At 41.8% G+C, this 14,275-nt stretch carries 5 protein-coding genes and 1 pseudogene; 2 read left to right on the plus strand and 4 right to left on the minus strand.

The window, feature by feature from the left end:
- Nucleotides 1–22: 22 nt before the first annotated feature.
- From E4O00_RS08810 to uvrA, 3 genes and pseudogenes are all read right to left on the minus strand, one after another.
- Nucleotides 23–2,461, minus strand: a complete 2,439-nt coding sequence (locus E4O00_RS08810) for a helix-hairpin-helix domain-containing protein (protein WP_253677004.1) — start codon at nucleotides 2,459–2,461, stop codon at nucleotides 23–25.
- A gap of 47 nt (nucleotides 2,462–2,508) precedes the next feature.
- Nucleotides 2,509–5,695 (minus strand): annotated as a pseudogene (locus tag E4O00_RS14285) (LPS-assembly protein LptD).
- Between the two features lie 9 nt (nucleotides 5,696–5,704).
- On the minus strand, nucleotides 5,705–8,569 hold the full coding sequence (uvrA, locus tag E4O00_RS08825) for an excinuclease ABC subunit UvrA (protein ID WP_253677007.1): 2,865 nt from the start codon (nucleotides 8,567–8,569) through the stop codon (nucleotides 5,705–5,707).
- A gap of 427 nt (nucleotides 8,570–8,996) precedes the next feature.
- Between uvrA and E4O00_RS08830 the strand changes: the two genes are divergently transcribed.
- Both E4O00_RS08830 and leuS read left to right on the plus strand, forming a co-directional pair.
- The gene (locus E4O00_RS08830; protein ID WP_253677008.1) at nucleotides 8,997–11,090 is read left to right on the plus strand and encodes a methyl-accepting chemotaxis protein; all 2,094 of its coding nucleotides are present in this window, start codon (nucleotides 8,997–8,999) and stop codon (nucleotides 11,088–11,090) included.
- A gap of 215 nt (nucleotides 11,091–11,305) precedes the next feature.
- Nucleotides 11,306–13,882 carry a leucine--tRNA ligase gene (gene leuS / locus E4O00_RS08835; RefSeq protein ID WP_253677009.1) on the plus strand — a complete coding sequence of 859 codons (2,577 nt, stop codon included), beginning with the start codon at nucleotides 11,306–11,308 and terminating at the stop codon, nucleotides 13,880–13,882.
- A 22-nt stretch (nucleotides 13,883–13,904) separates the two neighbouring features.
- On the opposite strand, the gene E4O00_RS08840 is transcribed toward leuS, so the two are convergent.
- A complete protein-coding gene (locus tag E4O00_RS08840) occupies nucleotides 13,905–14,267 on the minus strand; it encodes an FMN-binding protein (protein ID WP_253677010.1) in 363 nt (120 codons plus the stop codon).
- Nucleotides 14,268–14,275: the final 8 nt, after the last annotated feature.

The following is a 14,275-nucleotide window of genomic DNA, read 5'->3' on the forward strand; positions in this document are numbered from 1 at the left end:
GCTCTTGGCGGCTTTTTATGATTTACTTCTTGCCCTGCAATAAAATTGCAAAAGGATTGTACTTGGTTCCGTCGTCATCCTTGCGGGAGCGGGGTTCACCGACTTTTCTGTCGCCTCGATGAGCAGGAGATCTTTCTCCCCTTTCGGAAAGTTCCTTGCCTCCCTGAACAGCCGGTTTACCGGCAGCGGTTTTAACGGTAATGGTTTTACCGTCCTTGGTTTTTACGACAAGCTTTTTAACCTCGGCTTTTTGTTTTGCGGTAAGACGGGCGGCTCCTTCGTAGCTTCCTTCTCCGCTTTTTCGGCTCAAAGAAATTCGGCGGCGGTCTTCATCAAGAGAAATGATTTTACATTCTACAATGTCGCCGACCTTTACGGCTTCAAGCGGATCGGAAATATAGGAATCGCTCATCTCGGATATGTGTAATAAGGCTGTTTCCTTGATACCTAAATCGACAAAGGCACCGAAGTCAACCACATTTTTGATTTTACCCTTTACCGTCATTCCGGTTTTTAAGTCTTCAAATTGAAGAACTCCCTGCTGCATGATGGGCTTGGGGCAATCTTCACGCGGATCGCGGTTAGTTTTTTTTAATTCTTCGATAATATCGTTTATGGTTTGGTCTCCGATATTGTACTTGGTTTTTATCTCGCTTCGGAGCTCGCCCGATACTTCTTCATTTTTATGAATTACATCATAGATGAGCTTTCCTGTTTCGTAGTTTTCGGGGTGAACCCAGGAATTATCCAAGGGGTTGGAGCTTTCAGGGATTTTTAAAAAACCTGCACACTGCTCAAAAGACTTAGGCCCCATCCCGCTTACCTTTTTTAATTGTTCTCTGTCGGTAAAGATTCCTTCGGATTCTCGGCGGGCAACAATCTTTTTTGCAAGGGAGGAGCTTACGCCCGAAACGTATTTTAACAAAGAAGCACTTGCAGTGTTAAGGTTTACCCCTACATTGTTTACAACCGAGCCTACAACGGCATCAAGCTCTTCGCTTAATTTTTTTTGGTTTAAGTCGTGCTGGTATAACCCGACACCTATGGACTTAGGATCTATTTTTACAAGCTCAGCAAGCGGGTCCTGTAATCTTCTTCCGATAGAAATTGCACCTCTTATAGTCAAGTCCAAATCGGGGAACTCTTCGCGGGCAACATCGCCTGCAGAATAAACGGAAGCTCCGTCTTCATCGACAACCGTAAACAAAACATCAGGACAAGATTCTTTTATAACTGCGGAAACTATTTCCTGCACCTCGTGGGAGCCCGTGCCGTTCCCGACAGCGATGAGCTGCACATTATATTTTTTAACGGCCTCAAGCAACAGATACTTAGCCTCATCTGCCTTATGCTGGTAAATTACAAAAGAGCCGAGATACTTTCCCGTTTCGTCAAGGGCGGCACACTTAGTACCTGTCCTTATACCGGGGTCAACCCCGAGAACACGGGTTCCCTTAATAGGCTGGGTCATCAAAAGATGCTTTAGGTTTTCGCTGAAAATATTTATACCGTGTTCGTCAGCTGTATCGGCAAGGTCGCTTCTTATTTCACGCAAAACGGCAGGAGCAAGTAAGCGCACAAGACCGTCTGCGATGGCTTCTTTGTGGTAATCGTTATTTAAGGTGTACTTGTTTTGCAAAAGAGAAATTGCATCTTCAATGCTTACATCTATTTTTACTTCCAAAACCCCTTCCCTCTCTCCGCGGTTAATTGCAAGCACACGGTGGGGTTTAATTTCGTTTAAGTTTTCGGAATAATCCCAGTACATCTGATAAACGGAAGTCTTTGCAGCCTCTTCATCTCCGAGACCTTTCACTTCAAATTTTCCGGTCTTTATAAAATAATCATGAACGGCTTTGCGGTTTTCGGTATCTTGGGAAATCTCTTCGGCAATTATATCGGCAGCCCCCTGAAGAGCATCTTGAACAGTCGGAACATTGAGTTCTTCCGTTTCGGCACTTGTAACGACAAAGTCCTTAGCTTTTTCTTCTAACGGAGCGGCTTCAAGTTCCTTCATTAAATCGGCCAAGCCCTGTAAACCTCTTTCGACGGCAAGCATACCGCGGGTCTTCTTTTTCTTTTTAAAGGGAAGCCAGATATCCTCAAGCTCGGTAAGGGTTCCGGCCTTCATTATATTTTCATAGAGAGAGTCGGTCAACTTTCCGGCTGCAAAAATTCCGCGGACAATTTCAAGACGGCGGGTTTCCAGATTTGTATAAGATTTAAAAAGGCGGTCTGAATCCCTGACTTGAACCTCGTCAAGAGAGCCGTGCATCTCTTTTCGGTAACGCGAAATAAAGGGAATTGTACAGCCTTCATTAACCAAACTTATAACTGCAGAAACTTGAGCAACCTTTATGTTAAGCTCTTCTGCAATACGCTTCATAATATCGACCTCGTTTACACTGAGACCTTCAATAAACTCATTCGTAAATTCCATAATGCACGGAGTATATACCATAAAAAAAAGAAAATCAAGGGCTTAAAATTTTCGTTAAGATTCAATTTTTATTTTAACTCTCCGCTCGTTACGGAAAAAACATTGTCCTCTTTTTTTGTCTGCACCTTTACATCGCCTATCGGATTCCATTGAACAAAGAATGTTACAGTAGGAACAAGTTCATAATAATTTCGAGTTTGAGTTTTACGCAATACAGGTTTTATAGAGTATGATAATTTCATTAACCAATCTTTTAAATAATGAGTTACATCAACATTAAGAGATTTTAATTTAAAACCGGACAGCCTTCTTGATTTTTCATCCCAAAAGTAAAAGGAAGAAAGCAGATCTTTAAACACATTTTTCTCACCCGGAATTACGATAGGAAGATTAAGCGAGTCTTGGAAATATCTTGCTATAACATCATTCCGGCTATATGAACTAAAACTTATATCTAAAAATTCGTGAATCTTAAACACTAGTTTGGGTGAAAATGAAAACGAAGAATCCGTTAACCTTATCAAATTAAAATTGAGAGATGAGTTAAATGAAAATTGCAGTTTAATTCTGTTTTTCCAAGCATAAATTTCAATCGGTTGAGACGAGTTGGAAAAGTTTACATCCAAAGATCTCGGAATAAATTTTTTATTCGGTAAGGACCGCCATCCTATACCCGGAATCAATTCATAGGGATTATCATAACTCATCGCATAAACTGCCGAAATATATTTCCATGAAAAAGAAGCAGCATATCGATCACTTCTTTTTTCTTCAATGTTGTAAACATAGGATTGACTTAGAGAAATATTATACGGGAACGAAAAATTTAAGCCGGCATTCAGCGGATCCCAAAAGTATTTTTTTACCGCTTTTTCTTTTTCAAATAATCTTGTAGAAATATTAAGTTTTCCGTAAGGGAAGGCAAAGTTTCCCGTAAAAGAATACGCTTCCAAAAGCGGAGATAAATTCATGGATGAGGTAAATAGCTGGGTATAATTTTTTATATTAATTCCAAAACCGGCCGATGCAGTATGAGTCTTAATATATTCCTTATCCCATTTTACCTTAACGGTTTCCCATTCAGGGACTGCAACAGTTCCTTTAAATTTATTTTGGATAAGAGTTTCAGAAATAGCCCATTCAAGAAAAGTCGGTTTAAATAAATCGTTTGAAATAAACGGACTAAATTTTAAACTGTTGGAATTATTTAAGCTATAAACATTTAACTTATAATTATTTAATTGAAGCTTATCCTGCTCTGTTTTGTCCTTATGCCATATATGTTTTTGATTATTGCCGGTTAACTCAATTGAATTTGATAAATTCAAAAAACCTTGATTATAAGAAAGCCGGCTGTCAAATCTTACCTGCCCATTTAATTTATAATAGGAAGAATAAAAATCACGCCAATTAATATCAAAGGGCTTTTTCCAATCTTTATGATTAAAAATTATATCTTGGGATGCAGAGCCGTTTAGTTTATATGTCAAATCATAAGTTATTAAATTCAAAAACCGGTTTTGTGTTACACTGTTAACTTTATATGGAGGAAAGAGATCATTGGAAAAAATCGGAGGAGCCTCCTTTTTTCCTTCATCTTTTTTTTCATTATTTATCTTATCATTTTTATTTATTCCCGTTTCTTCAAAAGGATTTTTAATACCTGCTATATCTTGTTTTTGTTTTATATCTTTTTTTCGAGACAACATAGATGTTGAAAAAATAGTCCCGCCGAGCCCTGCTCTTAATTCGGGCAAAATATTTTTAGGGTAATAAAATAATCTGTCGGGTGCATGGTTTGCATCAAGTCCGGCAAGACTATCATTTTTCTTTGATTCAAAATTAACCTTCCCCGAAAAAGATTCAAGAGACATATAACTTATCCAAGGACTCAATACCGAAAAACTCGGATTAATTGATCCGTCTATTTTCCATGAGTAAAACGGCTCACTTGACGGCCCTTCGGCAGAAGCCATTTTTTCTTTGTTTAAAAAATATTTAAACCAGTTCATGTCCTCGCTTCTTCCAATAAAATCTTTTTTAAAAAAAGGATCCGAAATAAAGGGGAATGATATGGAGACATTAAACGGATTTTTTGTCATGTTCATATTAAAATTAAAACTGTACCTAAAAGGAACTATTGCACCAAAAAGGTTTGCCTTATTGACGTTTTTTTTCTTTGCCGAGATCTCCGTATTGGCTAAACAAAAGGCCGTTCCCCGGATACAAGGTATAAGAAAAACCGAAAAGGCCGTGAAAGTCAATCTGTTTTATATAGCCGCTTTTAGGAGTAATTTTACCGTCGATACCGGCCAAGTATCCTAGGCCCGAATAAGCATCGGCTATAAGTTTTAAATAGGAACTGCCTGAATCCGAAGCCGGCTCATCCAGCTTTTTAAAAAACAAACCCTCAAGCTTTTGTTTTTTTACGGTGTCGCTTTGCATAAAGTTAGAAAAAGAAGTTGCTTCATCGCTTTTAGGTGCGGGCTTACGCCCCAAAAGATAGGTAGTTGTTTGAACAAAAGCACCTTCTCTGTTTTTAAAGCCGAAGACCGGATGAAAAAGCATTTCATCCGAAGGATAATAAAAAAAAGGAAAGTACATTATAGGTACAACTCCGACCGACAAAAAACCGTTAAAAAAAGCCATTTCGTTTCCGGGCAAAATCCAAAGACGGCTTGCCCTAATCGACCAAAGAGGGTATTTTTCTTTGCTTGTCGTAAGCAGGGCATCCTTAAAAGCTATAGCACCGCTTTCATTTCTTCCTGCAAGACCTGTGTGAATTCTAAAAGGGTCTTGACCTTTTTTTGAAGGAGCCTGCTCTATGATGCCGTCGACAAAAACGCCTTCAAGTTTTTTAATGTTAAAAATCAGAGCCTCGCCCTTGAAACTTTCCCCTTCGGAAGAACCGACCTTTCGGGTATAAACAACATTTCCTGTTGCAGTCAAGGTTTCCCGAGTTTTGTTGTGAATTATTTTATCGGCAGTAATTGTCGATACTGAATTTTCATCCGTTACAGAAATCGAAACAAAGCCGGTAAAAATAATGAGCTCATCTTTTTTTTCGCCGCTTTCAATTTTAGAATCTTTATTAATAGGCTCAGTAATTGGGGCAGAAGGAACCTTCACATACTCGGTAAGCTCTGCAGAGTTAATCGTAATTTTTATTTTTTTTTCGGGATTTTCCTCGGCTTTTAAAGAATTGAACGAAAAGAGAAATACAATAAATATTAACCCCTGCAAAGCTTTTTTCATTATTCCGTCTTACCTGAGTCGGTCAAGCATTTCCTTTATGTAATATCCCGTATAGGATTTTTTTATCTTTGCAACTTCTTCAGGAGTGCCCTCGGCTATGATTTGCCCTCCGTTTGTTCCGCCTTCGGGGCCGAGGTCGATAATCTTATCGGCCTGAAGGATAACGTCAAGGTTGTGTTCGATCATAACGACGGTGTTTCCCTGATCAATCAGGCGGTGGATAACCTGCATGAGCTGCTTGACATCTGCAAAGTGTAGGCCCGTTGTCGGTTCATCCAAAATATAGAGGGTCTTGCCCGTAGAGCGCTTTGCAAGTTCGTTTGCAAGTTTTACACGCTGGGCTTCTCCGCCTGAAAGGGTAAGGGCCGATTGGCCAAGCTTTATATAACCCAAACCTACCGATAAGAGGGTTTGAAGTTTTCGGGCAATGTGAGGAATGGGAGCAAAGAATTCCGAAGCTTCCTCAATGGTCATATCCAAAACATCGGCAATGTTTTTGCCCTTATAGCGGACATCGAGGGTTTCCTTGTTAAACCTCTTCCCTCGGCAAACATCGCAGGCTATATAAACATCAGGCAAAAAGTTCATCTCGATTGTGAGGGTTCCGTCCCCCTGACAATGCTCGCATCTTCCGCCCCGCACATTAAACGAAAAGCGGCCGGGCTTATAACCTCTCGCCTTCGATTCGGGAAGGCTTGCAAAAAGATCCCTTATCCCCGTAAAAACTCCTACATAGGTTGCCGGGTTTGAGCGGGGTGTTCTTCCGATGGGGCTTTGATCGATATTGATAACCTTGTCTATGTGTTCAAGGCCGTTTATCTTTTTATAGGCCCCTTCGGGAAGGGAGGAACGCATAATCTTGTTTGAAACGGCAGGGTAAAGTACATCGGTCAACAGGGTGGACTTCCCCGAACCCGAAACTCCGGTGATGCAGGTAAAGGCCCCTAAAGGAATTTTTATCGAAACGTCTTTTAGGTTATGCTCGCTCACGCCCGAAAGCTCCAAGGCCTTTCCGTTGCCCTCACGTCTTTTTTCGGGGATATCCATTTTAAGGGTTCCTGCAAGATATTGGCCTGTTAAACTGTCTTTTACCCTTGCCACTTCCTCAGGCGAGCCTTGCGCCGTAATGTTTCCGCCGTGAACGCCTGCCCCAGGGCCTAGGTCTACAATGTAGTCGGCCGTGCGGAGAGTCTGCTCGTCATGTTCTACAACAATGAGGGTGTTCCCCAAATTGCGCAAATATAAAAGAGTGTCGATAAGGCGCTGATTATCCCTTTGATGAAGCCCTATCGAAGGCTCATCCAAAATATAAAGAACGCCTATCAAGCTTGAACCTATCTGGGTCGCAAGCCTTATGCGCTGAGCTTCCCCTCCCGAAAGGGTTGCAGCCTTTCTTTCGAGGGTCAGGTAATCGAGCCCGACGTTTTTCATAAACTCCAAGCGGGCCTTAATTTCTTTTAAGATTTGAGCGGCTATGTGTTCTTCCGTTTCAGAAAGTTTTAGTTTTTCAAAAAAGCCGATAGAATCCCCTACCGAAAGACAGGTGAGCTCATGAATGTTTTTATTGCCCACCGTTACGGCCAGCACCTCAGGCTTAAGCCTCATCCCTCCGCAGGTTTTGCAGGGCTTTATCGACATAAATTTTTCGTAGTACTCCCTGACAGAGGCCGAGTAGGATTCGTTATACTTCCGGTTCATGTCGGCCATTATGCCGGGCCAGGGGCGGTTATAAGAGTACTTGCCTGTTCCGCTTTTGGCCGTGTAGGAAAACTGAATCTTCGTGTCGCCCGAACCCTCCCAAAGGATGGTCTGAATTTTTTTTGGTAGCTTGTTTAGTGGCGTATCAAGGGAAAAGCCGTATTGGGCCGCGAGGGCTTCAAAGCGCACCCTGTTCCAGTCCGATTCGGGGTTATACGGAACAAAAACGCCCTCATTGAAAGAAAGTCCCTTATCGGGGGCTATCAGGTCTTGGTCAAAGTGCTGCGTCATACCAAGCCCCGTACATTCGGGACAGGCCCCTATCGGGTTATTAAAAGAAAAAAGACGGGGCTGCAATTCGGGCATCGAAATTCCGCAGTCCGAGCAGGCATTTTTTTGCGAAAAGAAAACCTCGGTTACGGGGGAATCCTTAGCATCCTGCCTTGTAGCAAGAAGGGTTCCGCCCGAACTTTCCAAGGCAGTTTCCACGGATTCGGAAAGCCTCTTCCTTACATCGCCCGACAGTTGAATTCGGTCTACGATTATTTCGATTGTGTGCTTTTTTTGTTTGTCGAGCTTTATTCCGTCTTCAAGGTTTACGAGAAGTCCGTCGATGCGGGCACGCACAAAGCCTGCAGCAATCGCATCGCTTACAATCTTTTGGTGCTCTCCCTTTTTTCCCTTTATGATGGGAGCCAGAATCTGAACTCGGGTTCCTTCAGGCCAGCCCATGATTGTGTCTATAATCTGGTCAACCGTCTGCTCCTTAATCTCCTTTCCGCAAGAAGGACAGTGGGCGTGCCCCGTACGGGCAAAAAGGAGACGGTAGTAGTCGTAAATTTCCGTTACCGTACCGACCGTGGAGCGGGGGTTACGGTGGGTTGTCTTTTGTTCTATAGAAATGGCGGGTGATAGCCCCTCAATATAGTCCACATCGGGCTTATCCATTCTGCCCAAAAACTGCCTTGCATAAGCCGAAAGGGACTCGACATAACGGCGCTGCCCCTCGGCAAAGATGGTATCAAAGGCAAGGGAGCTTTTTCCCGAACCTGAAAGCCCCGATATAACGATGAGCTTATCGCGGGGAAGCTCAACATCAATGTTTTTTAAGTTATGTTCACGGGCACCTTTTACGATGAGCTTATTCAGGTGTCCGCCTTGGTTTTGATTTTTCATACGAAAAGATTATACAAAAAAATCAAGTTTTTGGGAAGATGAAAATAAAAGAGTCCCAGGGTAACCGCACCAGAGTTTCATCTTCGCAAAAAACATAGGCTGTTCAACCCGCCTTTCGCCGCTATGCGGCTGCAAGAGGGGTATTCACAGCCTATTTTTTTGCTATTTTGTTCCCCCTATGATGCGGTTACCCTGTTTTTTTGAACAAAAGAGCGAAATTTTGTTTAAAATTTCGCTCAATAAGGAAGCCAACCGCTTCAGCAATCTGGTGCGGTTGCCCTGAAAAGAGTCCGTAATCATAAAAAATTATACTATAAACCATGTAACTATTAATACTTGCCGGTATTTATAAGCAGAGCTTCATTCATATTTTTACAACTCACACATTCAAATTTATTATACTTTTTTAATTTAAGGAGAAAACTAGATGAAAAAAAGGTTTTCAATGAGAAACAAGCTATTGATTATATTCGGCAGCTTAATTTTTACGGCAGGTTTTACACTTGGTTTTTTGGGAGTACGCACAGCAAGAAAAACCGTAACCGAAAAGGTGGAACTTCACCTTAAAGATAAGGCCGCCGATACGGCAGAAATTATTGACGGAAGGATTACGGCTTTTTTCCAATTTTTAGAAGGGATAGCCCGTATGCCTATCTTAACCGATAAAAGCGTTCCATATGATGAAAAAGCGGCTGTCTTGGACAAAGAAGTCTCTTTTAATGAAAGATTGGAGCAGCTTAATTTGTATGATCTTTCGGAGATAAGGACTTCAAAAGACGGACAGGTTATATCGGTAAAGGATAGAGAATGGTTTAAAGCCGCTGAAAGCGGCAAACGATTTGCCTCAGAGCCAATTTTGTCCCGCTCTCTTAATAAACTCGTTTTCGTCTTTTCGGTTCCCGTATACGGCAAAGATAAGAATGTTGCTGCAGTATTAAACTGTACAATAGATGCCGAGCATCTATCCAACGATATTAATGATATTATAATCGGTGAAACAGGAAACTGCTATATTTTAGGCCGCTCCGGAACAACAATAGCACACAAAAATTTTGATTTGGTAAATGCGCAGGATAATATTTTAAAGAAAGCAAAAGCAAACCCTGAGTTGGAATCGCTCACGAAATTTACTCAACAAGCTTTGGACAGTCACAAAAGTGAGGTAGGATTTTATGAATATGAAGGAGAATCCTATATAGCCTCTTATGCAAAGATGGGCAACGCAGATTGGACTGTTATTATAATGGCTCCCATGAAAGAGTTTATGGGAAGTATTGATGTTCTGCGAAACAGAATGCTGCTTATAGGTTTTACCATCTTAGGGGTAAGCTTAGTTATACTTTTTATAGCAGCTTACAAAATGATAAAGCCTATAAATGTTGTAGTGTCCGCTCTCAAGGATATTGCCCAAGGTGAAGGAGATTTGACCGTCAGATTGCCCTTGGTCGGGAATGATGAGGTAACTGACTTATCCGAATACTTTAATCAGACAATAGAAAAAATCGGCTCATCAATAAAAATAGTCGGAAAAAACAGCGACGAGATGACAGACACAGGTTCGGAGCTTGTAAGCAATATGACGGAAACAGCCAGTGCCGTACATGAGATAAGTACAAATATTGACGGAGTAAAACGACAGGCTCTTACTCAAGCAGCCAGTGTCAGCGAAACGGCTGCTACTGTAGGACAGATTATCCGGACTATAAAAAATCTTAACGGAAGTATTGAAAATCAGGCAGCAAGCGTTGCAGAGTCTTCTTCTGCTATAGAGCAGATGGTAGGCAATATCGCCTCAATCACTCAAACTCTGGATAAAACAAACGATGTTATCAAGACCCTCGCAGCTGCCACAGCCGACGGAAAAGAAACCGTTGCAGGAGCAAACAGTGTTACCCAGAGAATAGCCGAAGAGTCGGGCGGACTCTTGGAAGCCAGCAATGTTATTCAGCATATTGCAAGTCAGACAAACCTATTGGCCATGAACGCGGCTATTGAAGCCGCCCATGCAGGCGAAGCAGGAAAGGGATTTGCCGTTGTTGCAGAAGAAATACGAAAACTTGCAGAAGAGTCCAGCACTCAGGGTAAAACCATCACATCAACTCTAAAAGTTCTGTCAGGAGAAATTGAAATACTTTCGGCTTCTGCAAAAACGGCAGAGGAAAAATTCAATACTATTTTCAACCTATCCGATCAAGTAAAAACTATGAGTCAAAATTTGATGAATGCTATGCGTGAGCAAGAAAACGGCAGCCGTGAAGTTCTTACAGCAATCCGCGACATCAATATAGTAACCAATCAGGTAAATGACGGCTCTGCAGAAATGCTTAGGGGCGGTGAAAATGTTGCAATCGAAATGCAAAAACTTGATTCTCTGACACGAGTGATAACGGACAGCATGAACGAAATGGCAGCCGGTGCAATTCAGATCAGCAACGCAGTACAAGATGTAAGCGAGATTACCCAAAAGAATAAACGCAACATAGAAAGCTTATCAGCAGAAGTAGGTAAGTTTAAGGTATAAAACTCGAAGTCCAAAAATGTACAAGGATATACATTCATCAACCGCCATGGACGGCGGTGGTTCCATGCTTACGAGTTTTTTGCGAAGCTAAAAACTCGAAGTCCAAAAATGTACAAGGATGTACATTTTTGGACGGCCCTTGAATTTTTCCTTTCTTTTCTATAAAATACTTTTCATCAATTTTGATAAATTCATCAAGTTAGTTGGAGTAAAATATGGCTTATCCTTTTAGTACAATAGAACCTAAGTGGCAAAAATATTGGGAAGAAAACAAAACCTTTAGAACAGTCGAAGACAAAAATTATCCCAAGGATAAGAGGCTTTATATTTTAGATATGTTCCCCTATCCTTCGGGAGACGGACTTCATGTAGGACACCCTGAAGGATACACTGCAACGGATATTTACAGCCGTTTTTTACGCATGAACGGATACAATGTACTCCATCCGATGGGGTTTGATTCTTTCGGTCTCCCTGCAGAAAACTATGCAATAAAGACCGGTATTCATCCTCTTATCACCACCCGAAAAAATATGGAGACCTTTAGAAACCAGATAAAATCCATAGGTTTAAGCTATGATTGGGACAGGGAAATTTCTACAAGCGAAGAATCCTATTATAAATGGACCCAGTGGATCTTTCTCCAATTATTTAAAAAGGGCTTAGCCTACGAAAAAGAAGCCCCCATCAACTGGTGTCCTTCCTGCTTAACAGGCCTTGCCAACGAAGAAGTAAAGGACGGTAAATGCGAAAGGTGCGGAGCTCAAATCCAACGCAAAAACTTGAGGCAGTGGATTTTAAAGATAACCGAATATGCAGAACGCCTCCTAGAGGACTTGGATGAACTCGACTGGCCTGAATCCATAAAAATCATGCAAAAGAACTGGATAGGCAAGAGTACGGGAGCCGAGGTAGATTTTGCTCTAATCGATAAGAGCGGAAAAGAAACAGGGCAAAAGATCAAGGTTTATACAACCCGCCCCGACACAATCTTCGGAGCCACCTACATGGTATTGGCCCCGGAACACGAGCTTGTAAAAAGCATAACTACAAAGGAACAATCAAAAGCCGTTGCCGATTATATAGAAGAGGCTGCAAAAAAAAGCGATCTTGAAAGAACCGACCTTGCAAAAAACAAGACCGGCGTTTTTACGGGAGCCTATGCAATCAATCCTCTCACAGAACAAAAAATCCCGGTCTGGATTTCCGACTATATTTTAATCTCTTACGGAACGGGAGCAATTATGGCTGTTCCTGCTCACGATGAAAGGGACTTTGAATTTGCAACTCAATTCAATTTACCGAAAATCAAGGTAGTAGCCGGAGTAGAAGAATGGGAAGGCGGAAAAAGAGACTTTTCTGAAGAACCCAAGGCTTGTACAACCGAGGACGGCTATTCTGTCAACTCAAAACAATTTGACGGATTAAAAACCGAAGAAGCCAAGACAAAGATAACCGAGCATCTTGAAAATCTCGGTATTGCAAAAAAAGCCGTAAACTATAAGCTCCGCGACTGGATCTTCAGCCGCCAGCGCTACTGGGGAGAGCCCATACCCTTAGTACACTGCCCATGCTGCGGCATAGTTCCAATAGACGAGCATGATCTTCCCCTAAGCCTGCCGCAAGTAGAGAGCTATACTCCCACAGGAACGGGAGAAAGCCCCTTGGCTGCAATCGATTCTTGGGTAAATACAAAATGCCCCAAGTGCGGAAAAGAAGCAAAACGCGAAACCAATACCATGCCCCAGTGGGCAGGTTCTTGCTGGTACTATCTCCGCTATGCAGATCCCAATAACAACGAGGTCTTTGCAGACAAAGAAAAATGCGATTATTGGATGCCGGTTGACCTCTATGTAGGAGGAACGGAGCATGCAGTTCTTCACCTATTATATGCAAGATTTTGGCACAAGGTCTTATATGACTTAGGCCTTGTTTCTACAAAGGAACCCTTTACACGGCTTGTAAATCAGGGAATGATAACCTCTTTTGCCTACATGCGAAAAAACAAAAGCCTTGTTCCGGCCGATAAGGTTAAAAAAATATCCGAAACCGAATTTGAAGACATAGAAACAGGCGAGACACTTGAGCAGGTAATAGCCAAGATGTCCAAGAGCTTAAAGAACGTTATCAACCCTGACGACATAATAAAGGAATACGGAGCAGACACTCTCCGGCTCTACGAAATGTTCTTAGGCCCATTGGAGGTTTCAAAACCTTGGAACACAAGCGGTATAATGGGCGTGTTCAGATTTTTGGAAAAAATCTGGAACCTTTCCGATAGGGAAATCTACAAAACTCCCGTCAACGATACCTCGACTCCTGAAACTAAGGCCTTGACCGTTCTCTTAAATAAAACGATTAGAAAGGTAACCGAGGATACGGCCTCTCTTAACTTTAACACGGCCATAAGCCAGATGATGATTTTTATAAACGAGGTTTCAAAGCACAAAAAGATACCCCACTATGTTTGGTATAATTTTGTAAAACTTTTAAACCCTTACGCTCCCCACTTGGCTGAAGAACTTTGGCAAAAGATGGGGAATGATGAATCGATAGCCTATTCTCACTGGCCGATGTTTGTCGAAAAATTCTGCGTTGACCAAACATGCACGGTTGTAGTACAGGTAAACGGCAAGCTCCGCGGTAAGTTTGAGGTAGAAGCAGGCACCTCTAAAGAGGAATTAGAAAAGCTCGCTCTCGCAAATGAGGGAGCAATCCGCAACATTGAAGGCAAGGAGATTAAAAAGATAATAACCGTGCCGGATAAGCTTGTAAATATTGTAGTGCAATAGAAAAAAACTTATTTAACAGGGGCTATTCTTTTTCGATATAGAGGCCGGCTTTTTTTAAGGCATCATCTACGGCCTCCAGCAAGGCCTTGCTCGTTAAGCTGGCCCCTGCCACAATATCCACATTTGTAGAATTTTTTTCGACAATCTTTTTAGGCAGAAACTCAAAAACCGTATCGCTATAGCCGGGAGTATCGGCATACTCAAGAACATCTATATTTTTAATTTCGCTTTTTTCTATCACAACCCTTACTTTTATCTGCCCCATCAGGCTTTGCCCGTCTCCTTCAAAAATACCCGAAATAAGCTCTTTATCGTTTTTTACATTACATGAAAACAAAAGGAGACTCAAAATAAAAATTATAACTGCAAACCTTATCTTTTTCATATTTGTAA

Origin of the sequence: Treponema sp. OMZ 788 (genome assembly GCF_024181245.1) — a bacterium.
Taxonomy (GTDB): Bacteria; Spirochaetota; Spirochaetia; order Treponematales; family Treponemataceae; genus Treponema_B.